17 protein-coding genes are annotated in these 22,813 nt (G+C 54.4%); 7 read left to right on the forward strand and 10 right to left on the reverse strand.

Translation table 11 applies throughout. The features are described from left to right. Window positions 1-97: 97 nt before the first annotated feature. Entirely contained in the window at window positions 98-811 is a 714-nt protein-coding gene (locus AQS70_RS21045) for a FadR/GntR family transcriptional regulator (RefSeq protein ID WP_055104666.1), read from the forward strand. 78 nt (window positions 812-889) lie between these two features. On the opposite strand, the gene AQS70_RS21050 is transcribed toward AQS70_RS21045, so the two are convergent. The 7 genes from AQS70_RS21050 to AQS70_RS21080 form a co-directional block, all read right to left on the reverse strand. Continuing rightward, window positions 890-5,599 (reverse strand): dermonecrotic toxin domain-containing protein, encoded by a 4,710-nt coding sequence (locus tag AQS70_RS21050; protein ID WP_055104667.1) that lies wholly within the window; start codon window positions 5,597-5,599, stop codon window positions 890-892. A gap of 293 nt (window positions 5,600-5,892) precedes the next feature. Beyond that, window positions 5,893-8,550, reverse strand: a complete 2,658-nt coding sequence (gene pepN, locus AQS70_RS21055; protein ID WP_055104668.1) for an aminopeptidase N — start codon at window positions 8,548-8,550, stop codon at window positions 5,893-5,895. A gap of 13 nt (window positions 8,551-8,563) precedes the next feature. Further along, on the reverse strand, window positions 8,564-9,394 hold the full coding sequence (locus AQS70_RS21060) for a DUF2797 domain-containing protein (protein ID WP_055104669.1): 831 nt from the start codon (window positions 9,392-9,394) through the stop codon (window positions 8,564-8,566). Beyond that, complete coding sequence (locus AQS70_RS21065; RefSeq protein ID WP_055104670.1) at window positions 9,391-9,651, reverse strand: YeaC family protein; 261 nt, start codon at window positions 9,649-9,651, stop codon at window positions 9,391-9,393. The genes AQS70_RS21060 and AQS70_RS21065 overlap by 4 nt, the downstream gene beginning before the upstream one ends. A 92-nt stretch (window positions 9,652-9,743) precedes the next feature. Continuing rightward, complete coding sequence (locus AQS70_RS21070; protein WP_055104671.1) at window positions 9,744-10,613, reverse strand: rhomboid family intramembrane serine protease; 870 nt, start codon at window positions 10,611-10,613, stop codon at window positions 9,744-9,746. Beyond that, complete coding sequence (locus tag AQS70_RS21075; protein WP_055104672.1) at window positions 10,610-11,581, reverse strand: metallophosphoesterase; 972 nt, start codon at window positions 11,579-11,581, stop codon at window positions 10,610-10,612. The genes AQS70_RS21070 and AQS70_RS21075 overlap by 4 nt, the downstream gene beginning before the upstream one ends. Then, a complete protein-coding gene (locus tag AQS70_RS21080; protein WP_055104673.1) occupies window positions 11,581-12,471 on the reverse strand; it encodes an NAD(+) kinase in 891 nt (296 codons plus the stop codon). Before AQS70_RS21080 ends, AQS70_RS21075 begins: the two co-directional genes overlap by 1 nt. 98 nt (window positions 12,472-12,569) lie before the next feature. Here AQS70_RS21080 and AQS70_RS21085 point away from each other — a divergent pair, with 98 nt between their 5' ends. After that, a complete protein-coding gene (locus tag AQS70_RS21085; protein ID WP_055104674.1) occupies window positions 12,570-13,526 on the forward strand; it encodes a DUF1853 family protein in 957 nt (318 codons plus the stop codon). A gap of 94 nt (window positions 13,527-13,620) precedes the next feature. Next, the gene (locus AQS70_RS21090) at window positions 13,621-14,166 is read left to right on the forward strand and encodes a cytochrome b (protein ID WP_055104675.1); all 546 of its coding nucleotides are present in this window, start codon (window positions 13,621-13,623) and stop codon (window positions 14,164-14,166) included. A gap of 53 nt (window positions 14,167-14,219) precedes the next feature. Here the strand turns inward: AQS70_RS21090 and AQS70_RS21095 are convergent, their stop codons facing one another. Further along, window positions 14,220-15,143, reverse strand: coding sequence for a 1-aminocyclopropane-1-carboxylate deaminase/D-cysteine desulfhydrase (locus tag AQS70_RS21095; protein ID WP_055104676.1), 924 nt, complete (start codon window positions 15,141-15,143; stop codon window positions 14,220-14,222). A 195-nt stretch (window positions 15,144-15,338) separates the two neighbouring features. On the opposite strand from AQS70_RS21095, the gene mrdA reads away from it, so the two are divergent. Further along, window positions 15,339-17,234: a penicillin-binding protein 2 gene (gene mrdA, locus AQS70_RS21100; RefSeq protein WP_055104677.1), complete on the forward strand. Its 1,896-nt coding sequence runs from the start codon at window positions 15,339-15,341 to the stop codon at window positions 17,232-17,234. A 142-nt stretch (window positions 17,235-17,376) separates the two neighbouring features. Then, window positions 17,377-18,591 carry an MFS transporter gene (locus tag AQS70_RS21105; protein WP_055104687.1) on the forward strand — a complete coding sequence of 405 codons (1,215 nt, stop codon included), beginning with the start codon at window positions 17,377-17,379 and terminating at the stop codon, window positions 18,589-18,591. A gap of 73 nt (window positions 18,592-18,664) precedes the next feature. Here AQS70_RS21105 and AQS70_RS21110 read toward each other — a convergent pair whose 3' ends face one another. Continuing rightward, a complete protein-coding gene (locus tag AQS70_RS21110) occupies window positions 18,665-19,849 on the reverse strand; it encodes a sugar transporter (RefSeq protein ID WP_055104678.1) in 1,185 nt (394 codons plus the stop codon). 368 nt (window positions 19,850-20,217) lie between these two features. Here AQS70_RS21110 and AQS70_RS21115 point away from each other — a divergent pair, with 368 nt between their 5' ends. Together AQS70_RS21115 and AQS70_RS21120 are read left to right on the forward strand one after the other, a co-directional pair. Then, window positions 20,218-21,276, forward strand: coding sequence for an aromatic ring-hydroxylating dioxygenase subunit alpha (locus tag AQS70_RS21115; protein WP_055104679.1), 1,059 nt, complete (start codon window positions 20,218-20,220; stop codon window positions 21,274-21,276). Further along, window positions 21,273-22,223: a PDR/VanB family oxidoreductase gene (locus AQS70_RS21120; RefSeq protein WP_055104680.1), complete on the forward strand. Its 951-nt coding sequence runs from the start codon at window positions 21,273-21,275 to the stop codon at window positions 22,221-22,223. The genes AQS70_RS21115 and AQS70_RS21120 overlap by 4 nt, the downstream gene beginning before the upstream one ends. 10 nt (window positions 22,224-22,233) lie before the next feature. On the opposite strand, the gene AQS70_RS21125 is transcribed toward AQS70_RS21120, so the two are convergent. Beyond that, window positions 22,234-22,813 (reverse strand): GntR family transcriptional regulator (locus AQS70_RS21125; protein ID WP_055104681.1); only part of this gene is annotated, 580 nt, incomplete at its 5' end.

Consider the following 22,813-nt stretch of genomic DNA (forward strand, 5'->3'; position numbering starts at 1 on the left):
CCGGCCTCGCAGCGCTTTGAACCTAAGCGTGAGGCGCGGGTTTATTCGGTGCCTGTTATGATCGACGCTTTTCATCGACAGGATCGGCCCGCGCCCAATGGATTACCGTCAACCTTCCGAACGCAAAAGTATGCACGCGCGCATCGTTCAAGAACTCGGCATGCAGATTGTTTCCGGTCGTTTTAAACCCGATGACAAACTGCCCGCCGAAGCCTTGCTCTGCGAAGACTATGCAGTCAGCCGCCCGGTGCTGCGCGAAGCCACGCGGGTCTTGGTGGCCAAAGGGCTGGTGTATTCCAAACCGCGCGTGGGCACGGTGGTCAAGGCTCGCCGTGAATGGCACATGCTCGACCCGGATGTATTGCACTGGCTGATGCAAAGCTCACCGCAAAATGAGTTTTTTGCCTTGCTGACCAGTGTGCGCAGCATTATCGAACCCGCAGTCGCCGCTCTCGCCGCTCAACATGCGACAGATGAGGAAGTGGCGTTGATCCGTGAGGCGTATGAGCGCATGGAGCGTGCGCAGAGCCCCGAAGCCCTGTTGCAGCCAGACCTGGACTTTCACAGTCGGATTGCCGATGCGACCCACAATGACTTACTGGCCAACCTGTGCAACATGCTATCACTGGCGTTGCGTGAGGCGCTCAAGCACTCCAATCAACGGCCCAACTTGCATGAGTTAGCGTTGCCCCGGCACAAAGCGATTTTGACGGCGATTGAAAATCACGACGCGCTGGGCGCACGGCATGCCACGTTGGTGCAGTTGGATGATGCGCGCACAGCGTTGGATGTGGTGTTGGGACGGGATTGATTCAGCGCTTACTGAAAACCAGCCGATTGCGCCTTAATCATCAGTTGGGCCCCGTCCCTTCTCATCCGCGTTTGTCTTTTATTGTTCGTCAAGCGGCAAAAAGTGCTCGGTTAGCATCTTTTGGCTGATGATCCCGTAGTACACCTGAATGGGCACGCGCCCTCGTTTAGCTTTAGCGTCTTGCGCAGGCTGGCTGTCATAACGTTGGGCCGCCAGCTTGAAGTGGGCGGCCTGCACATCCTGCGCAGGGCTGTTGAGTTCTTTGTAATGCAAGTGGGCATACCAGAGCACTTTACCCTCGGTGTTTTTGACTTCATATTCCTGAACAAAATCCTGGCGTTCCCCCTGCATCGCGACCCTTTGGTTGATTTTGGCAATACTGACATGCTTGCGTTCGAGCAGCGATTCCACTACAGCCGCTGTGGGCGGTAACGAGAGCAGGATGGCTAGCCCCTGTTCGCGCAGGTAAGCGGCTCCGTTTACGAGGCGCTTGAGGTACATCTGCACCGTTCCCGGTTTCGGGTTCTCCACGGGTTTCTCATTGGGCGTCGCCCTTTTGATTTCAACCTCCAGCGCATCCAGCTTTTGTGCGTACCGATCTAGGATTTCTTCAAGCTCAAGGGGGAACTTGGAACGCTTGGCATAACCTTTAACCCGCCGGATTTGAGCGTTTACGTTGTCCACTAGCTTATTGGCTTCAGCCTTCAACACTGTCAGCGGTCGTATCGGTAAAACTACTGGAGTGGGTTCTACTTCAACCCATTGATTGGGCGCAGTCTCTGTAAAGACAACAGTCGGTTGAGCAGAGCCTACTGCACCTTGGGCCTCAGTGCTTGGTAGGCCCCCAACATCGACAACCTCGGCCTCTCCTTGACCCAACCCCTTTCTCAAGGAGCCAATCAGGATGCCTTTTTTACGGGTGCGAACGATTTTACGGGTGTAGGTCGCAACGCGAGCAGGTGTAGCTTGAACAGGAAGCCATTCGGTCTCAGGGTCGCTTTGCTCTTTCAACATCTCATCTGCGCGAACATCCAGCTCTCTGATTACTGAGAGCAGCTGTTCAAATGCAACTGAGTTTATGCTCGCGCTGGCTTCATCGCGGAATATGGCCAGTACATCTTCCGTTCTGGCATAGCGCTCCCGAATGCTTTCAAGCACCTCTGTGCGCTCTACAATGCTGAACAATGCCTCATTTTCCAGTTCATATTGAGTCAGCGCAGTCAAATGCAGTGAAAACAGTATCTCTCTCAATTGACTCCACTCGTCACTACCGAGTGTCGTCATCACCAACTCAGAAAATGTGGTCAATTGATAAGCTCGACACATCACCGCAGAACGGCTATGTATGCTCCCAGTACGGTCATAGTGAACATAATATTTTTGGGCATCTAACGCCGCCGCTCGACCAAATTTTGGTATATCCCGTAGTTTATTGACCAGGCCTTTCAGCTCTTGAGAGTAACCCGCTGCCTTATCCCATGAACTATTTATAAATGGGCTATCTTTTTTATAAGCCTCCGACTCCAGCACCTCCATATTGACCGGTCCGCCCTCTGAACTAAATACACTGGGGTATCGGTCGTGATAAACAACCACTAAACCGGAATAAGCATCAAACAGGTTACTTGTCAGCCGTATCAGATATTTATAAAAGCCCACTAATTGAGCCAGGTCGTTGTCTTGCGCCAATAATGTCTGCTTCTCAAGAAACCACGCCAGCGAATTCTCATACTCCGGCTTTTGACGTTCCATTACCTCGATGTATTTTTCTAATGCAGACTGCCGTTCAGTTGAGGTTGCGGTATTGCCTCCCTCTTTTTTATTCGCTTTTTCACTGGCCTTTTCTACAACGGCTATTTCTTCCTCCATCACCTTGGTGCGCTCGTTATAACGCATCAACTTTTCACGCAATTCTCCAAAGCGTTTTAAACGTTGCTCTTTTTTGATATCAAGCCGGGTCGTTGGGCCTCCACCTCGCAGCCTAATCCGCAAGTCATACGTCCAGATGCCCGCTTCATTGCCGATAATGCTGGGGCCTCTATCGGAAGGATTATTCGGATTAACCAATATCACGCCTTCTGCTTCTAACTGAATTCGGTAATTAACCTCCTGAATCCTGACAAATAGTTTTCCGTCTGACTTTTGCAAACCTTTATAAGGCCCCTTATCAATATACTCCACCTGCGTCAGGTTTGACTTAATGCTATTACGTTCCAACCAACCACGTTGCCAATCAGCAAGTTTTTCTTGCGAAGCACTAAACCACGCAAAGTCCAAGTGCGTATAATTATCACCCACTGGAATCTCTTGAGTGTAATAGCTGGCAACAATAGCAACGGGGGAGCGAACAACACTCGGTTTAACTGCATCAGGCAACAAAAAGATATTAGCCTCATTAACGGTCAATAGAGGCTGCGGGTTATTGGTGCGCACATGCAAAAGTGCCAATGCACAATTGAATATCAAATCGATTATGGCTGATGTTTTGTCCTGCTCATTCTGCGAGCGCAACGCCTCAATATCATTATGCACTGCCAAGTAGGTTATTCCGACCCCCGCAATAATACGTAAAGGCCCGGTTAATGGCAGATTGGGCACAATAGAACTGAACAAGAGCCACCCGCCGGTGATTATTGATTGCCAGCATTGTTCCACGTTGGACACTGTTTGCCGGTCAGCCAGGGTACTCAATGTGTTAACCATGTCCATGTACAACTCGTTATATTCAGAGCCCTGATCCACCGCCACCGTCGACAGTTTTGCGGCCCCGGCGGGCACCGGGAATGACTGATCACCATGAACAGATGTAGACGCTACATTCAGGCGATAAAAACCTCCAGCTTCATAGATCTTGCGTGTCGACGATGGCAGCCACGCCAACACCGTTTCCTGCAGCGCTCCAGGAGTAGCAATCGCAGTGAATACCGAAGCCCAGGTTGGATATTCAACCAGCGGCTCATCGTGAAAAGGACGATAAAGCACATGACATCCATTTTTTTCATCCTGTGGCCCTATCAGAAACATCCCGGGCACCGAGTGGGCGGCCACACCGGGCGTTGAAAGAAAGGCCAAATGCCTGATCACAATTTTGTCTTTGTCGACAAAACGTTTTTCAGGATCAAAGCTCATCAAAGCCTTGACCACTCGATATCCGCGTTGCGTGAAATGGTATAACCGACGGACCTTGCACTCCAATGCCTGTAACGGAAGGTGCGCAATCAATTCTTCAGCGTAAAGCCGCGCACGACGCTTAATCTCTTCAGGGGAGCTGAGCAAGCACGCCCGGATCCATTGAGGATAGACTTTCCCAATATTGACCTTGTGGACCAATCGCTTGATGTAATCCGGGGTCATCCACCAATCTTGAATCAGTTGGGCTTTGGCATGGCCGATTGTCATTCGACCGCTACGAATGGCAGACAGGTTTTCAATGGCCAGTTGCGTCAAAGTCATGGTGTATGGATTGAGCGTTCCAATCGTACCCTCCCCCCCTGGCCCCAACGGATCGATAAACGTCAGTAAAATATCATCAGGGTCATAGCCTGGAGCTTGGGGTTGATCAATCTGCATCTGTATCCGCAATTCATTGACTGCACTGGTGTGTAGATCTGGAACATCGTCGGTAAAACGCTTTCCATTTGCCCGTTCATGACTGCTGGCCACTGCAATTAAATGTGAACGGTAAGCAAAGCGATCAGCCTGCGAGGCATTTTTCAGCCAGCTAGGAAGACGAGAGTTGATCAGCGCAACATCTGATTGCTGTTCAAGCCCCACATTGACGAAGACCGCTGCCGCGTTAGTGAGGGCCTTTACACGCCGTTCCAATTCGACCAGAGCTAAGGGCTGACTCAGGCCCTCTATCGCATCCAGTTGACGCTCCAGCACGCACAAGGCCTGCGCCTCCAAAAAACTGGTGCCAGGCTCATACATCACGCAGCGGACTTCATCAACGTGGTATTTAGAGGTTAATTGCATGCTCCAAGACCGGGTGAAAAGATTCATGTCAGAAAACCACTCAATCTTTCCTGCAACGGTGCAATAACAATAAGTGCTCTGCCCACCATTGATGTTTTTAATAAGGATATCCGGAATTAATACACGGCTTACTTCCCCTCCTACAAGTCTGGCGGACACGTTAAAAACTTTGGTTTTTGGATCAAGGCCAGACGAAATCCGTCGCTCATTACGATACGGAAAACGCAGTACTTGAAACACCACATTGCGTTGATAGTCAGATAGATTGGGGGTAGTGCTGTTACTAATCAGCAACTGGTCATGAATGACTTGAGCAAGCCATTGCAGCCGAGTCGGCCCAGCACTGCTTGGCTGATTCCAAAATGTAATAAGCGCTTGCTGTAGTGACGCTTGCCATATCTCGATCACATCCAGTAATACCGGTTCAATCGCACTCATAGGCTCAAGCGAAGTAAAACCACTGGCAGGCGGCACGCTGGCACTCACCGCGACATAACATTCGGTAGGCTTGTAATACCTGTAGTTGAGCGATTTTCTATTGGCAACATGCTCCAGCACTACGTCAATCAATAAACGATATCGCGGGCTTGCCAGCGTTTTACCTCCGCCATCGACTGTCAGTACAACGTATGTCTGTGCCAGATTGAAGGTGTGCTGTCTGAACAATTGGCTCAGGCGTGTGAGCAATAATTGCGTCACCACCGAACGTACTGTTGGCCGAAATTCAAACTGCGCGGTCACGGCTTGCTGAATGATCTGAGTTGCATACAGCGGCAATGGTGATGGTGATGGTGATTGATCTGAGTTGAACATGACTACTTCCTTGTATTGAGTGCTGGACAGCACTCATCTAATAGGAAGATTTACAGCGTTCGGCGCAGAAATATGCGGTAGCAGGTTATTGAGTTGACAGCGCTCAGAACGAATCTTCAATCGGCTAACGCAAGCGAGATCAATCCAGCCTTATCGTTGCCATTGATCTTGCAGATCAAGGACGACTTCAAGGGCATCGTCGAATCTGTGCAGGCAATAGATGGTTTGAGCTGGCAGCCGACAAGTGTTAACTGCCACAGGCTGCAGCAGTTAACACACGAATGGGAAGGGCTTTACGCCAAGCTTTTGCTCACCACCTCAAACACATCACTCGACAACTCGCCCGAGTTACGAATGCGCTCCAGCTCAGCTTTCATCAACGCCTGGCGAGCGCTGTCATATTTTCGCCAGCGGGTCAAAGGTGCCAATTGCCGTGAGGCGATTTGCGGGTTGAGTCGGTTGAGTACGATCACCAGGTCTGCCAAGAAGCGATAGCCTGAGCCATCGGCGGCATGGAAGTTAACAAGGTTCTGCCCGGCAAAGGCACCGATCAACGCCCGTACCTTGTTCGGGTTTTTCAGGGTGAACGCGGGGTGTTCCATCAGCTGTTGAACTCGCTGCAAGCCACCCGGCAGCGGGCTGGCCGCTTGTACGCTGAACCATTGGTCCATGACCAGCGGGTTGTCTTTGAAATGCTCGGCAAAGCTGGCCAATGCCTGAGCTTTTTCTGCTTCAAACGGTGAGTTGACCAAAATCGCCAGCGCATTTAGACGCTCGGTCATGTTGTCGCTGTGATCGAACTGTTCCAGCGTCGCCGCCACAACTTCAGGCTTGGCGCTGAGGCTCAGGTACGACAGCGCAATGTTTTGAAGGCCGCGACGGGCGAAATGTTCATCTTCAGCTACATACGGCGTGGCCTTGGACACGTCACGGTTAGCCTTATAACGCGCCAACAATTCGTCATACAAACTGTCGGCCAATTGCTGGCGAGCAAATTCACGTGCCGCGTGAATAGCATCGACATCAGCCACTTCGCTGATTTCAGTCAGGTACGCTTCACTCGGCAGCGATAGCATTTCAGCCACCATCGCCTGATCCAGCTCAGGATTAGTCAATACACTGCGCAACGCTTCAACCAAACGAAGATCCATGACCAGCGTTTCGCCGCGCTGGTATTGGCCAATCAACGCCTGCAATACCTGCACCGACAACTGCTGACCCGCATCCCAACGATTAAAGCCATCGGTGTCGTGTTGCATCAGAAACACTAACTGGTCACTGCTGTAGGCAAACTGCAATTTGACCGGCGCCGAGAATCCACGCAGCAAGGACGGCAGCGGTTTTTCAGTGATGCCAACAAACGTAAAGGTTTGCTCAGCCTCAGTCACTGACAACACGCGACAGGTGTCTACGGCGGCTGACTCGTCGGCCAGTTGCAATGGCAGTTCTGCACCTTGGGCGTTCAGCAGGCCCAGTTCTACGGGGATCACAAACGGCAGTTTTTCAAGTTTGTCCGGGGTTTGTGGGCAGCTTTGGGTGAAGGTCAGGCAGTAGGTTTTCTGCTCAGCGTCGTAATGCTCGCTGACCGCCAGTCGCGGGGTGCCAGCTTGACTGTACCAACGTTTGAACTGAGTCAGGTCAGCGCCATTGGCGTCTTCCATGGCCTTGATGAAGTCATCGCAGGTCACGGCTTGCCCATCATGACGTTCAAAGTACAGATCGCTGCCCTTACGGAAGCCTTCTGCGCCGAGCAAGGTGTGAAGCATGCGCACCACTTCAGAGCCTTTCTCGTACACCGTCAGGGTGTAGAAGTTGGAGATTTCGATAAAGCTCTCAGGGCGTACCGCGTGCGCCATCGGGCCTGCATCTTCTGCAAACTGGTGAGTACGCAGGAAGGCCACGTCTTGAATACGCTTGACCACCCGCGAGTTCATGTCAGCCGAGAATTGGGAATCACGAAATACGGTGAAGCCTTCTTTGAGCGACAACTGAAACCAGTCACGGCAAGTCACGCGGTTGCCTGACCAGTTGTGGAAGTACTCGTGAGCGACAATGGCTTCAACCCGTTGGTGTGCCGCGTCGGTCGCAGTCTCTGCACGAGCCAGTACGGCGCTAGAGTTGAAGATATTGAGGCCCTTGTTCTCCATCGCGCCCATGTTGAAGTCGTTTACGGCAACTATCATGAAAATGTCCAGATCGTATTCGCGGCCGTAGGTTTCTTCATCCCAACGCATCGACTTCTTAAGACTGTTCATTGCGTGCTGGCATTTGTCGATGTTTTCAGGCTCGACGTAAATACGCAGCGCTACCGTGCGCTCAGTCATGGTGGTGAAGGTGTCTTCAACGCACCATAGGTCGCCTGCGACCAGCGCAAACAGGTAGGCCGGTTTTTTAAACGGGTCTTCCCAGGTTGCCCAATGACGACCGTCATCGTCGGGGCCGCTGGCCAGCGGGTTGCCGTTGGATAACAAGATCGGGTAACGGTGTTGTTCAGCCACGACCGTGGTGGTGAACGTGCTCATCACGTCCGGGCGGTCGAGGTAATAGGTGATCTTGCGAAAGCCTTCGGCCTCGCACTGGGTGCAAAACATCGAGCCAGACTTGTACAAGCCTTCGAGCGCGGTATTGGATTCAGGATGGATCTTGACGCTGGTGTCGACCACAAACTGTTCAGCGCTCGGGTGCAAGGTTAAATGGCTATCTGTCAGTTCATAGTCAGCCGAAGTCAGGTCAACATCATCAAGCTTGACTGACAACAACTCCAACTGCTGGCCGTCGAGGGCCAATGCCGGGAAGCCCTCACCGCGAGCCGGGTTGCGGCGCATTACCAGTTGCGCATGAACCAACGTGTGGTCCTCGAACAACTCGAAGGTCAGGTGCGTCTCGTCAATCAGGTAGTCGGGCGCCTGGTAGTCCTTGAGGTGGATCATTTGCGGTTGTTCGGTGCGCATACTGCAATCCTTTTTACTGATGCACGGCCAACTGGTAGGCCGTGTATTTGCGAATATTGATAACGCCGGTGTCGAAGATGAGGTATTGACCTTTAATACCCATCAACGTGCCTTCGACGATAGGGTCTTTATCCAGATTAAAGCTCACGATTTTGCTTGGGTACTGCTCGACCGGGTAGCGAATCTCGATAGGCTCGACGCTATGTAAAGGTTGTACCGCTTGCAGACCAAAACGCTCCTGCAAAATGTGCAGGCCCTCGGCGCAACTGCCAAACAACTGATCACGCACCGCCGCCAGGTCGACGGGGGCTGCATCGCCCTTAAGCAGCGCGCGCCAGTTGGTGCGATCGGCTACTTGGGTGCGGAGCAGGTCTTCGACAAAACCCGACTGCTGACGGGTGGCTACCCGCACAATCGGCAGGGCCTGGCTTGCGCCCTGATCCAACCAGCGAGTGGGCAATTGCGTGGCGCGGGTGATGCCGACTTTGACGCCCGACGAATTCGCGAGGTAGACCACGTGGTCAGTCATGCAGAACTGCTCGCCCCACGACGGCTCACGGCAGGTACCGGCATCGTAATGGCAGCGTTCCGGGCTCATGATGCAAACATCGCACTGGGCCAGCTTGGTCATACAGGGGTAGCAATAGCCCTGACTGAAGCTTTTTTTGGTTTTGCGCCCGCAGTGAGTGCAGTAAATCTCCCCCAAAAACTCCAAACGCAGTTTAGTGCCGATCAGCGGATTGACCGGCACCTGGGTATCGCCTAAACGAAACGCATACTGAACAGTCGGCGACTCTAAGCTTGCCGACATTTTGCTAAGTGCACCGCGACCAATCTCAATCAATGGATAGCATCCGACTTGAACAGGATGTTAGGCACCGGCTCCGACTTTGAGCTGCACTCTTGCGGGCCCATGTAGCCGGTACGCTCTTCTTCGGGCAGGTTTTGGATCTCCCAAGCGATCATGGCCTGCAACGACAACTCACGCTGCTCAGCGGTGAGTTTGTTGCCATCGGACCATTTGCCGATTTCAACCGCCAACTTCAAACTCTGGTAGATATCCGGGGTGATGTTTTTAATCATTTCATTGAAAGAGGACATGGTTCTTTTCCTGCTCATTTACAGACTTTCTGTCTCTGTAGGAGCGAGCTTGCTCGCGATCTTTTGATCTACAAAAGCTCGCTCCTACACCATTAAACGTGTTTACGACTAGCCCAAAGCCCACCCAGCAAGCCCGTAAGGCAACCAATCAACAACCCACCCAGATGCGCCGCATTGGCTATCTGACCGAAGCCAATCATTGAAACCAGCCCGGACATGCACAGCGCCAGCCACACCAACATCATCACCAGCACGCCACGCGGCAAGTGATAGACCGGGTTAGGCGCCATGATCTGGTAGATCCAGACATGACCCAGCAAGCCGTAAAGCACACCCGACATCCCACCGAACAAACCTGGGCCACCAAACAGGTACTGGGCAAAGTTGGACACCAGACTAAATAGCAAGCTCAACCCAATCAGATTGATGCTGCCCTGACGTATTTCAACCCGCTTGCCCAGCTCCCAGAACCACATGCCGTTCATGGCTATGTGCAGGAAGCCAAAGTGGATCAACATCGGGGTGAACAATCGCCACCATTGCCCGGAGGCGAGGCTTTCTGATAGCGGGGTGAACTCAACGTACTGCCCGTGGATGTTGAAGCCCACGAAGGTCAGTGCGCTCAGGGTACTTAGGTTCTCACCCAGTTGCGTGACCACGGCCACCACAATACACAGCAGTAAAATCACTGCAGTTGCCGGGCTGGCGCGCAATTGCTGGGCAAAACTAGGGCGCCCCATTGTCACTGGGCGCTCGACAACCGGCAACTCGTGATCGGGGTCGCCCGCCGGAAATTGCTCGTACAAGCTGCGCACGTCATCTGCAATCGACGCTGGCGCCCACAACACTTGCTGCCCCGCCTCTTCGCTGACCCGATGCGGGACTTGCATGCGCTTGAGCAAGCCCACGAACCCAGCCAGATCGACCGACAACGGTAAACGTAAAACAGCCACCACACTCATTGCCCTGCCTCCGGACGCTCTACATCCACCCATACGAATTTGTTGGGGTCGAGCCGGGTTTCTTGATCAAGTCGATAGGCCACTAATTTGCCGTAAAGCACTGCACTGTAGTCCAGGCAGGCCAGATTGGGCCGAATGGGCGCAGGCTCGCCGCTGCGCCAGTAGTGGCCGACAAACAATAAGGGTTCTTCGTTGCCATAGCGTAACAAGGTACTTTTTTGCGTCGACGACAACGGCTTTTGTGCCACGCGCTCAGGCAGTGCGTCGGGTTGAAACACAATATCGCCATAAGTCTTGGGGTCGTCTTCCCAGAACTTGGTACGAAAGAACGCACGTGTCAGGCCGTCGCCACCGGTCAAGGTCATACCGTCTGGCAAGCGCATGTCGGTGCCGCGTAGCAACCGGTTGAAGGTCAGGTTGGCGAAGCTGTTAGCGTCTGCGGCCGCCTGCAAGAACGACTCATCAATGCGCCCATCGGGGTATTGAGCGCGCAGTGTGCTAATCACCTCGGGGTCCCAACAGGCATGAACCACCCGGAAGCGGCCCGCGTCGACGAACAATGGCATGTCATAAAACCACTGAACAAAGGCGTGCCATTCCTCAGGGTAATGGGCAAATTGCTCAAGGGTCTCGTGAATCAGCCGTGCATGGCGTGGGTTGTGCTCACGCACAAATGCCTTGCCACTGCCTGATGGCGCTGGCGTACACCAGCCCAGTGCATTGAACTCATGATTACCCATCAAGCACAGCGCTTCACCGGCTTGAACCATGTCATGCACGATGTGCAGCGACTCACGGATACGTGGGCCGCGGTCAATAATGTCACCAACAAACACCGCCATCCGTTGCGGGTGTCGCCAGATACCGGCGAGTTTGCGATAGCCCAGACGCTCTAGCAGGTGCTCAAGGGTATGAGCACAGCCATGCACGTCACCGATCAAATCGTAACTGCGCGCAGGATCGAGCATCAGTCGCTCCTACCGCCCAGTCGGCTACCCCAACCCAGCTTGGTCCGACACACTTCATAGTAGTTGTGGTCCAACGGATGAATCAGACGCAGCTTCTGCGCTTTTTTACTCACCGTGATGGTGTCACCCGGCGCGCAGGTGAAATGGTTCTGACCATCACACGAGACTTGCGGGTAGATCTGCATATCCTTGGCCACCACGATCTTCAGCTCGCTATTGCTATCGACCACAATCGGTCGGCTGCTGAGGGTGTGCGGGTACATGGGGACAATCACGATGGCATCCAGCTTGGGGTGCATGATCGGACCACCCGCCGACATCGCGTAAGCCGTAGAGCCTGTCGGCGTGGCAACGATCAAGCCGTCAGCCTTCTGGCTGCACACAAATTGGCCATCAATGTGCAATTCAAACTCAATCATCCGGGTCGACTTACCGGGGTGCAGCACCACGTCATTTAAGGCATCGCCCTGACCAATGGCTTCACCGTGACGGCGAACTTCTGCTTGCAACAAAAAGCGGCTGTCAACCTTGTAATGCCCATCGAGTACTTCACCGACTTTGACTTCTAGCTCATCCGGGCGAATGTCGGTCAAAAAGCCTAAGCTGCCACGGTTGATGCCCAGCACCGGGACATTGTGACGGGCCAGTGCTCGGGCCGCGCCTAGTAGACTGCCATCGCCGCCGACTACAATCACCATGTCACACACTTCGCCGAGCAGTTTGCGTGATGACGTTTGCAAGCCATGGCCCGGCAAGACTTCGGCTATGGTGTCTTCCAGGATCACGTGCATGTGCCGCTCAAGCAGGAATTTTTTCAGTCGGCGAACCGTGTCGAGCACCTGTGAACTGCCCAAACGACCAATAATGCCGATATTACGAAATTGCTCCATGAGGCTCCTGCAAGATTCTAGGCGTGCGAAAAAAGCGATTATGGTCGAAACACGACAATAGACAAAACCCTTTCAGCCACGGGAGCGATGCCAGCACCATGATCCTCTTTCCCGACCTGCTCAACCTGCCACGCCAGTTATGTCACCCGCAGGTGCGTGACTTGGCGTGGGTGATTCTTGCCCCGCCCATGCTCAGCCAAGCACCGTGGCCGCAACGTCATCCTTTGGCGGGTAGCGACTGGGTGCAAAATCCTGATCAATTAGAGCGCTGGTTGCATGAGCTTGACCGGCACAGTGAACCGCTCAAGCGCTGGCTGGAGCTGGCCGCGACCCGCCGCTTAGGGCGCTATTACGAACGGCTTTGGCAATTTGCCGTCGAGCACGCGCCAGGGGTTGAACTGATCGCGGCCAATCTACCGATCCGTTTAGGCGGGCATACGCTGGGCGAGTTGGACATGCTGATCCGCGACCGGGACGGCGTTCATCATCTGGAATTGGCAATCAAACTGTATCTCGGCCCGCAACAGGCCAACGGCCTCAACCCGGCCAACTGGCTGGGTCCCGGCAGTAATGACCGACTAGACCGTAAGCTCAAACACCTCACTCAGCATCAATTACCTATGTCCAATCGCCCTGAAAGCCGCACCCTTCTGGCTGAGCTAGATATCCAGACCTTTAATGCGCATTTGTGGCTGGGGGGCTACTTGCTTTATCCGTGGCCTGGGCTCTCGCTGGCCCCCACGGGGGCACACCCGCAGCATTTACGTGGCAGTTGGCTACATCAGAGCGATTGGCCTGCTTTTATCCGGCAAAGCGCTCCCGGTTGCTGGCAACCCCTGCCCCGGCATGCTTGGTTAGCCCCGGCGCACTGCGAGGCGCAGGGCTTATGGAGCGAACAACAGTTGCAAATATGGCTGGCTGAGTTGCACCCGCAAGCACCCGCCCAATTGATGGTCCGCCTGGTTGACAACGACAGCGGCGAGTGGGAAGAGGCCGAGCGGCTATTTTTGGTCTCCGATCAGTGGCCAAACATACCGGGCAGCCCTCAAAACTGACTCAACTCAGCACTTTTCCTAGGACACGTATTACAGTTAAACCGCTCCTCCACATAAGAGCGGAGGTTAGCAACTCAAACCGTGAGGAAGTCCCATGTCCTGGAAAAGCACCGCTGATCAATACAGCCGAATATCCATCGCGCTGCATTGGCTAATGGTTCTGCTGTTTATATTAATTTACGCCTCGATGGAGCTTCGCGGAATTTTCCCGAAGGACAGCGACGGACGCACGCTGATGAAAGACGCGCACTTTATGCTCGGCCTGACAGTATTTGTGTTGGTTTGGCTGAGGATACTGGCCCGAGCGGTGAGCGTAGCACCGCAAATCACCCCGACCCCACCTGCTTGGCAAAGCGCTCTGGCCACGTTGATGCACTGGGCGCTGTACCTATTCATGATCGCGATGCCGGTGCTGGGTTATCTGATTCTTAGTCATAACGATAAACCGGTATTTTTCTATGGAGTCGATATCCCACCCTTAACCGCCAGGGACGTCGATCTGGCCAAGCAAATCAAGAGCTGGCATGAATTAGGAGCTACCATCGGATACTGGCTAATTGGCCTGCACGCACTCGCTGGGCTAGGCCATCACTACCTGATCAAAGACAACACCCTGCTGCGGATGCTGCCCAAACGCTGACTTTATTGGGGCGAGCTTGTCACGGGATCATTTGATCTTGTGCAAGCTCGCTTTTACAACGCTTGAGCAAGCCCTCTGCGCCCTTGCAAGCCTCCGGTGTGCACAAACACGATGCGCTGGCCGCACCCTATTCGTCCCTGCTCAACAGCCTCCTTAAGCGCCATTAAGGCTTTGCCGGTATACAGCGGCTCCAATGGCAACCCGCTGGCTGCTTCGCTGTCCTGGATAAACCGCAACAAAGCCTCATCGACTTTGGCAAAGCCCCCACGACTGGCATCAATCAATTCAAGATTGCGCTCGGCAGCCCCAGCTTGCCGCAAAATCATCTCAACCTGCGGCGCTACACCATGATCGTCAGGCACCGCCAGTGCGCCAAATACTTTGCGCTGCCCGGCTTCACCCAACACCAGCCCCGCTAAGGTGGTGCCAGTACCGGCAGCTAACCACCACGCGTCGTAATCATCCCAACCCAGCGCACTTAATTGCTCGCGCACCTGAGTCACCAGCGTCATACAGCCCAGAGCGCCTGGCAACCCACCGCCACCTTCTGGCACCTGATGTAAGGCCGGGTACTGGGCCTGCCACGGCTCCCAGAAGCCCGGCGCATGCCGCGCCCGATAACCGGCAAAACCGAGCCAATGCAACTGCATGCCAAAACGCTCAAGATCGTAGGTAGTCGGGGTTTGCTGCGCATGGCCGCGTAACAGACCAACCGTCGCAAAGCCAAAGCGCTCACCTGCGGCGGCCAACGCATGCAAATGGTTGGAGTGCGCCCCACCAAGGCTGATCAAACCCTGCGCCCCAGCGGTATGTGCAGCCGCCAAGTGTTCTGTGAGCTTGAACCACTTGTTGCCACTGATCTGCTGATCAATCTGGTCCAAGCGTAATACGCCAACTTCTACGCCTGCCTGTTCTAGCCACTCCAAGCGTAAGCGCTGCAACTCTGCGCGCGGGCGCCAGTCAATCAAAGGCAACATCGACAACGCCCCATTAAAAAAGAAGCAAGTTTACCGCAGCCCGTGCCGACAGCAGACTGTCGGCTTTCACCCTCTAGTCGACCAATAAACCGACTTGAACTCGAGCTTCTTGGTAAGGTGTGCGCCGACTTTTGTTGCCCGCCATTGCTTTGCGGGTCGCTGTACTTCTGTTTACTGACATGAGACACCCGAAACATGCCCGAACCGATCCCTCTTAAAGATCACGACACCGAGAAACGGCTGGTCAATAAAAGACTGATTGCGTGCGCGCTACTGGTATTGGCGATCAGTTGCACGCTGGTAGGCCGACTGTATTACTTGCAAGTCACCGAGTTTGATTACAACTCGACGGTGTCGGAGAACAACCGGGTTCACGTGCTGCCCATCCCGCCGGAGCGCGGCTTGATCTACGACCGCAACGGTGTGCTTCTGGCTGACAACCAACCCAGCTTTAACATGACCCTGACCCGCGAACGCGCCGGTGACACGGCCAAGGTGCTGGATAACGTCATCAGCATCCTGCATTTGCCTGATGAGGACCGTGCCGTTTTCGCTAAAGCCATGAAGCAGGCGCGCCATCCATTCGACCCCTCAACCCTGTTGTACGAGTTGAACGAAGAGCAAATTGCCCTACTGGCGGTCAATCAGTACCGCTTGCCGGGCATTGATGTTGAGGCGCAGTTTGTGCGCCATTACCCGCAGGGTGATCACTTTGCTCACTCCGTGGGCTACGTGGGCCGGATCAACGAGAAAGAAGCCAAGCAACTAGACCCCACCGAGTACCGCGGCACGCAGTCGATTGGTAAAACCGGGATCGAGCGTTTTTACGAACACGATCTGCACGGCCAAGTTGGCTTTGAAGAAGTCGAGACCAATGCCCAAGGCCGGGTGATGCGCGTGCTGCGTCATCACGATGCGATTGCCGGTAAAAACATCGTTCTGAGTCTGGACATCAAGTTACAAGAAGCCGCTGAAGACGCCTTGGGTGATCGTCGTGGCTCGATCATTGCAATTGACCCTAAAACTGGCGAAGTGCTAGCCATGGTCAGCAAGCCGAGCTTTGATCCTAACTTGTTTGTGACGGGCATCAGCACCAAAGATTACTCAGCATTGCGTGATTCAATCGACAAGCCTTTGTTCAACCGAGCACTGCGTGGCCTGTATGCGCCGGGTTCAACGATCAAGCCTGAAGTTGCGATTGCGGGCCTGGACAGCGGCGTAATTTCGGCTTCGACCCGGGTTTTCGACCCCGGCTATTTCCAGTTGCCCAACGTCGACCACAAATACCGTAACTGGAACCACAGCGGCGACGGCTGGGTCGACTTGAACGCGGCCATCATGCGCTCCAACGACACCTACTTTTATGATTTAGCGTCCAAGCTGGGCATTGACCGCATGCATGACTACATGTCGATGTTCGGCCTTGGGCAAAAAGTCTCGTTGGACATGTTTGAAGAGTCGTCGGGCTTGATGCCGTCTCGGGAATGGAAACGCAACACGCGTCGCCAAGCGTGGTTCCCAGGCGAAACCGTGATTCTGGGTATCGGTCAGGGCTACATGCAGGTCACCCCTTTGCAGTTGGCCCAAGCCACTTCGCTGATTGCCAACAAAGGTGTTTGGGTACGTCCGCACTTGGCCAAAACCATCAACAACACCCCGCCCGTGGATCTAAACCCGATGCCAAATATCGTGTTGCATGACCCCAAAGAGTGGGAGCAGGTCAACCATGCCATGCAGTTAGTTATGCACGATCCGCGAGGTATTGCTCGAGCCTCGGCGCAAGGCGCGCAATATCGAATCGCCGGTAAAAGTGGTACTGCGCAGGTGGTGGCGATCAAGCAAGGCGAGCGTTATAACCGCCTGAAAACCGCCGAGCGCAACCGCGATAACGCTTTGTTTGTCGGGTTTGCCCCAGCAGAAGACCCGCAAATAGTGATCTCGGTAATGATCGAAAACGGTGAAGCCGGTGGCCGAGTCGCAGGTCCTGTGGTGCGTAAAGTGATGGATGCTTGGTTGCTCAATAAAGAAGGAGCCCTCAAACCACAGTACGCCATCCCGCAACCCAAGGCCCACACCAACTCGCATGTCTGAAGTGTCGAGCGGACCTATAGCATTCCAAGCCGGAATCTACTCTATAAAAAACATGAATTTTATTTATAGAGAGAGTTTATTTATCGTGTGCTGACTTTCTCAGCAGGGCACTGCCATGACGACCCAGCCATCCACCCTCCCGATGCAAGCTCCACCTACGGAGGTTAACTGGCAGCGCAACCTAGCGGTGTGCGTATTTGGTGCCTTCACCACCATCATCGCAATGACTCTGCTATTGCCCTTTTTACCGCTGTATGTGGAACAGCTCGGCGTTAGCGATCCTGCGGCCATCGTGCAGTGGTCGGGGGTTGCGTTCGGCGCGACCTTTTTAACGGCCGCGCTCACTGCGCCTTTGTGGGGCCGCTTGGGTGATCGTTACGGGCGCAAGTTGATGCTGATTCGCGCCAGTTTGGGCATGGCCATTGCGATGTCATTGATTGGCCTCGCAGAGAACATCTACCAATTGGTCGGCTTGCGGCTCTTGGCCGGTTTGCTCGGCGGCTACGCGTCCGGGGCGACCATTTTGGTTGCCACTCAAACGCCAAAAGCGCGCTCAGGCTGGGCGCTGGGGATTCTGGCCTCCGGCATCATGGCCGGTAACCTTACCGGCCCTATCCTCGGCGGCTTACTGGCGCCTTTGGTCGGCATCCGCACCACCTTCTTTATGGCGGGCGGCCTGATTTTTGTGGCGTTCTTAGCCACACTTTTTTTAATGAAGGAAGCACCGCGCCCTAAACCAACCGTCGGCGCCGGCAAACCTGCCGCGGTCAACGCTTGGAGCCTAATTCCCGACAAGCGACCGGTGATGATCATGTTTGTTGTCGCGGGCTTGATGATGTTCTCAATCATGTCCATCGAACCGATCATCACCGTGTACTTGATGCAGTTGCACACCCAAGATGTGACCCTGATGGCGGGCGTGGTGATGTCAGCGACCGCGCTGGCAAGCATGTTGTCAGCGTCGCGGGTCGGTAAATTAGCAGACCGAATCGGCCACTGGAAAGTGGTCACCGTGTGCATGAGTGCGGCCGCCCTGCTGCTGATTCCGCAAGCGTTTGTAACCAATGAATGGCAACTGGCTGGGTTGCGCTTTCTGATGGGCCTTGCTCTTGGCGGGCTGATGCCAGGGATCGCGGCAATCATTCGTCACTCAGTGCCAGACAAAGTGGCTGGGCACATGCTCGGCTACTCGACGTCCTGCCAATACATCGGTCAAGTCTTGGGTCCTTTAACCGGCGGTTTCGTTGGCGGACATTTCGGCATGCCAGCGGTGTTTATCATTACCTGCGTGTTGATGGCGGGCTGCGCCGCGGCAATGCTCGTGATGCGCCCGCAAAACCTCGACGAAACGGCTTGATCTAGGGTCTGTAGATGGCCCTAAAAAAACAGGAGCCTGACACACGTCAGGCCCCTGTTTTTTAATTCGACTCTTAATTCACCGTCTCGCAACGGGCGATTCGGTACATCGCCCAACTGTAAGCGGCTAACGCCAAACCAGCCAGCGTGCCCCCTATCAAGCCGATATAAGAGAACCCGAGATGGCTGCCAACCCAACTGCCTAACAGCGCGCCGCCACCGATGCCAATGTTATAGATGCCCGAGAACATCGCCATAGCAACGTCGGTGGCGTCCGGCGCCAAGGTCAATACTTTGGATTGCAGGGCTAGGCCAAAAGCCATGATTGAGATACCCCAGACCACACTCAACACGCTCAAGGATTCGACCCAACCACTGGCTGGCAACAGGAGCAACAGGCACAGCGTCAGCAACCCGATCGCTATTAGCAAGAACCTATGCGGGCTGTATTTGTGAAACAGACTAAAGCACAAGGAGCCAATGATCCCGGCGCCGCCGAATAACAGCAGGGTCAAGGTCACCGTAGAGCCACTCATGCCCGCCACATTTTGAACGAAGGGCTCGATGTAACTGTAAGCGGTGAATTGGGCGGTAATGACCAGCGCCGTCAATATATAAATCGCTACCAGTGCGGGACGCTTGAACAGCACCGGCAAACTTCTTAAAGAGCCCGAATTCTGACTGGGCAACAATGGCAGGGTCTTGAACAGCCACAGCACCAACAAAGACGCCAGAATGGCAATCACTAAAAACGTGGTGCGCCAGCCCATGGCTTCACCCAGCAAGCGGCCTAACGGCACGCCGAGCACCATCGCCAGCGACGTACCGGTCGCCAACAAGCCCAACGCCTGCACCTGCTTGCCTTCTGGAGCCATGCGTACAGCCAACGATGCCGTGATGGACCAAAACAAGGCATGGGATAAAGCAACGCCAATTCGACTGAGTAACAAAATGCCGAAATGGGTCGCGACACTGGATAGCAAGTGACTGGCGATAAAAATACCGAACAGTGACAGCAGCAATTTGCGCCGTTCAATGTTGCGTGTCAGCAGCATGATCGGCAGCGAAGTCAGAGACACCACCCATGCATAGATCGTCAGCATCAACCCGACGCTGGCGATGGGCATATCAAAGCTGGCTCCGATGGCGCTCAGTAGGCCAACGGGGACAAATTCAGTGGTATTGAACACAAACGCGGCCAACGCCAATGCGATAACCGGTTGCCAATTTGCCTGAGGTGTTGCGGCGTGGCTGCTCATTTAAGGGGGGTTGTACTCGCAGTCGATAATCTAGCGGGGGTCTTTATGGGGTCTTGGCTGTAGTGAGTTGCACAGGCAGCACAGCCATGCGCCTGACAGCGTAATCAGTGCGACACCGGACGGCATTCTATAGCGTTATTTAAGGACTTGAGGGGAACATCGAAGTTCACCTGCGAGACATTTGGTCGCAGTGCTGGCCTTTCAGCGAGACAACTCGACCAATGGATCCACTAAAACAACCGTAATATCTTTTTGTGTTCGTTAATCGCCTAAAACATGGATTTTCTATCAGTTTCAAATTGACTCCTCAGCAACCAATCCCGCCTAATGGATCCATAAAAGCAATAACACCTGATCTGGAGATTGGTATGTATCCAAAAAATACGTGGTACGTCGCCTGCACACCTGACGAGATTGCCGACAAGCCACTGGGCCGGCAGATTTGCGGCGAAAAGATCGTTTTTTATCGCGGCCAAGAGCACAAAGTTGCGGCTGTCGAGGATTTCTGCCCCCATCGCGGCGCTCCGCTTTCTCTGGGGTATGTCGACAATGGCAATCTGGTCTGCGGCTATCACGGGCTGGTGATGGGATGCGACGGTAAAACAGTCGAGATGCCAGGCCAGCGAGTTCGAGGTTTCCCCTGCAATAAGACGTATGCCGTGGTCGAGCGCTATGGCTTTATCTGGGTATGGCCAGGCGAGCAAGACAAAGCCGACGCTGCGCTGATCCACCCGCTGGAATGGGCCGAGAATGAAGAATGGGCTTACGGTGGCGGCTTATTCCATATCGGTTGTGACTACCGCCTAATGATCGACAATCTGATGGACCTAACGCATGAAACCTACGTCCATGCGTCGAGCATTGGCCAGAAAGAAATCGACGAAGCCGCGCCAACCACGACCGTCAACGGCAACGAGGGAGTGACAGCCCGCCACATGGAAAACATCATGGCCCCACCGTTCTGGCGCATGGCGTTACGAGGTAATAACTTGGCCGACGATGTCCCCGTTGATCGCTGGCAGATCTGCCGTTTCACCCCACCCAGTCATGTATTGATTGAAGTCGGTGTCGCTCACGCAGGTAAAGGGGGGTATGACGCAGCACCTGAGTTCAAGGCCTCCAGCATCGTGGTCGACTTCATCACCCCCGAAACCGACACCTCCATCTGGTACTTCTGGGGCATGGCACGCAACTTCAACCCGCAAGATCAAGCCCTTACCGACACGATTCGCGAAGGCCAAGGCAAGATTTTCAGCGAAGACCTGGAAATGCTCGAACGCCAGCAACAAAACCTCTTGGATCATCCGCACCGCGCCCTGCTCAAGCTCAATATCGACTCAGGGGGCGTACAGTCTCGGCGGATTTTGGATCGGATCATTGCCAGTGAACGCGAACCCGAGCAAACCGTGGTGAGGATCTCGCAATGATTGAGGTCGTGGTGGTGTCGCGTATAACGCAAGCCCAAGGTATTTGCAGCTATGAACTGGCCAGAGTCGATAACAGCCCTTTGCCAGCGTTTAGCGCAGGGGCGCACATTGACGTGCATTTACCCGGAGGGTTAATACGCCAGTACTCGCTGTGCAATCACCCTAGCGAGCGCCATCGCTACCAGATTGGCGTGCTTAAGGACCCAGCCTCGCGTGGCGGTTCGCAAAGCTTGCACGAGTTGATCAATGCGGGCGAACGCCTGCACATCAGTGAGCCGCGCAACTTATTCCCACTCGCCCAAGACGCACAGCGCAGCCTGTTGTTTGCGGGCGGCATCGGGATTACGCCCATTCTGTGCATGGCTGAACACTTGGCACACAGCAACGCAGATTTCGAATTGCACTACTGTGTGCGCTCCAGCGAGCGCGCAGCGTTTGTTGAACGTTTGCGCCAATCACCCTTTGCCGCCAAGGTGTTTCTGCATTTCGATGAACAACCTGAAACGGCCATGAACACGGCTCAGGTATTGGCCCATCCACACGCAGGCCTGCACCTGTATGTCTGTGGGCCAGGTGGTTTTATGCAGCACGTATTGGACACTGCCCGTTCGCAGCACTGGGCCGAGGAACAGCTGCACCGCGAGTACTTTACTGGTGTGACCCAAGACACCAGCAGCGACGGCAGTTTTTGCGTCAAGGTGGCCAGTACTGGCCAGCTTATAGACATTCCGGCTGACAAAACCGTGGTTCAGGTACTGGAGAGTCACGGCATCGACATACCGATGTCGTGCGAACAAGGTGTGTGCGGAACCTGCCTGACCAACGTCCTGGAGGGTGTCCCAGACCACCGCGATATGTTCCTCACCGAACAAGAGCAGGCGTGTAACAACCAGTTCACGCCATGCTGCTCACGCTCCAAATCGCCGGTGCTGGTACTGGATATTTGAGGTTAGGCCCTCAGTCTGAGCGCTGAATAACCCTCATGCGCTCACTGGCCACCGCGGAACTGAAAATTTCGGCGTAGCGCAAGGTGGCATTGGCGTGCTCGCGCATCATGGCTTCAGCGCGGGCACCTTGGCCATTTACCAGAGCGTCGAATACCGAATGGTGCTGCATGTGTGCGTAGTTGAAGCGGCGGTACTCGCGCGCCATGTCTTTGCGATCGACGGCCAGTGCCGTGGCTGAAGCAAACGGCAAATGATCATTTCGGGTCAGCGCGTCGGCGATTGCAGGGGTGTGGCTGCCTTCAATGATGACTTGATGAAAGCGCATATTGAGGTCGTGATAGACCTCAAGGTCATCCTCCGTAACGAATCCCTTCTCGAATAACTCATCGCCTTGCAACAGGCACAATTCAAGCGCCGCCCGCCCCTCAGGCGAAAGACCGCGCTCAGCGGTCAAGCGTGCTGCCAGACCTTCGAGCACCCCACGCACCTCTACGGCACCGGCAATATCGTTAGCACTGACCGAGCGCACCTGAAAGCCGCGACCGCCGAAACGAACCAACAAGCCTTCTTGTTCAAGCGTACGAAACGCC

Origin of the sequence: Pseudomonas endophytica (assembly GCF_001411475.1) — a bacterium.
GTDB lineage: Bacteria > Pseudomonadota > Gammaproteobacteria > Pseudomonadales > Pseudomonadaceae > Aquipseudomonas > Aquipseudomonas endophytica.

Excerpts from the sequence above, each read along its gene's own strand:
- AQS70_RS21105 (WP_055104687.1), top strand. The coding sequence starts at position 17,377 with ATGCAAGCTCCACCTACGGAGGTTAACTGGCAGCGCAACCTAGCGGTG.
- AQS70_RS21065 (WP_055104670.1), bottom strand. The coding sequence starts at position 9,651 with ATGTCCTCTTTCAATGAAATGATTAAAAACATCACCCCGGATATCTAC.
- AQS70_RS21075 (WP_055104672.1), bottom strand. The coding sequence starts at position 11,581 with ATGCTCGATCCTGCGCGCAGTTACGATTTGATCGGTGACGTGCATGGC.
- AQS70_RS21110 (WP_055104678.1), bottom strand. The coding sequence starts at position 19,849 with ATGAGCAGCCACGCCGCAACACCTCAGGCAAATTGGCAACCGGTTATC.
- AQS70_RS21070 (WP_055104671.1), bottom strand. The coding sequence starts at position 10,613 with ATGAGTGTGGTGGCTGTTTTACGTTTACCGTTGTCGGTCGATCTGGCT.
- mrdA (WP_055104677.1), top strand. The coding sequence starts at position 15,339 with ATGCCCGAACCGATCCCTCTTAAAGATCACGACACCGAGAAACGGCTG.
- AQS70_RS21080 (WP_055104673.1), bottom strand. The coding sequence starts at position 12,471 with ATGGAGCAATTTCGTAATATCGGCATTATTGGTCGTTTGGGCAGTTCA.
- AQS70_RS21050 (WP_055104667.1), bottom strand. The coding sequence starts at position 5,599 with ATGTTCAACTCAGATCAATCACCATCACCATCACCATTGCCGCTGTAT.
- AQS70_RS21115 (WP_055104679.1), top strand. The coding sequence starts at position 20,218 with ATGTATCCAAAAAATACGTGGTACGTCGCCTGCACACCTGACGAGATT.
- AQS70_RS21120 (WP_055104680.1), top strand. The coding sequence starts at position 21,273 with ATGATTGAGGTCGTGGTGGTGTCGCGTATAACGCAAGCCCAAGGTATT.
- AQS70_RS21095 (WP_055104676.1), bottom strand. The coding sequence starts at position 15,143 with ATGTTGCCTTTGATTGACTGGCGCCCGCGCGCAGAGTTGCAGCGCTTA.
- AQS70_RS21085 (WP_055104674.1), top strand. The coding sequence starts at position 12,570 with ATGATCCTCTTTCCCGACCTGCTCAACCTGCCACGCCAGTTATGTCAC.
- AQS70_RS21045 (WP_055104666.1), top strand. The coding sequence starts at position 98 with ATGGATTACCGTCAACCTTCCGAACGCAAAAGTATGCACGCGCGCATC.
- pepN (WP_055104668.1), bottom strand. The coding sequence starts at position 8,550 with ATGCGCACCGAACAACCGCAAATGATCCACCTCAAGGACTACCAGGCG.
- AQS70_RS21090 (WP_055104675.1), top strand. The coding sequence starts at position 13,621 with ATGTCCTGGAAAAGCACCGCTGATCAATACAGCCGAATATCCATCGCG.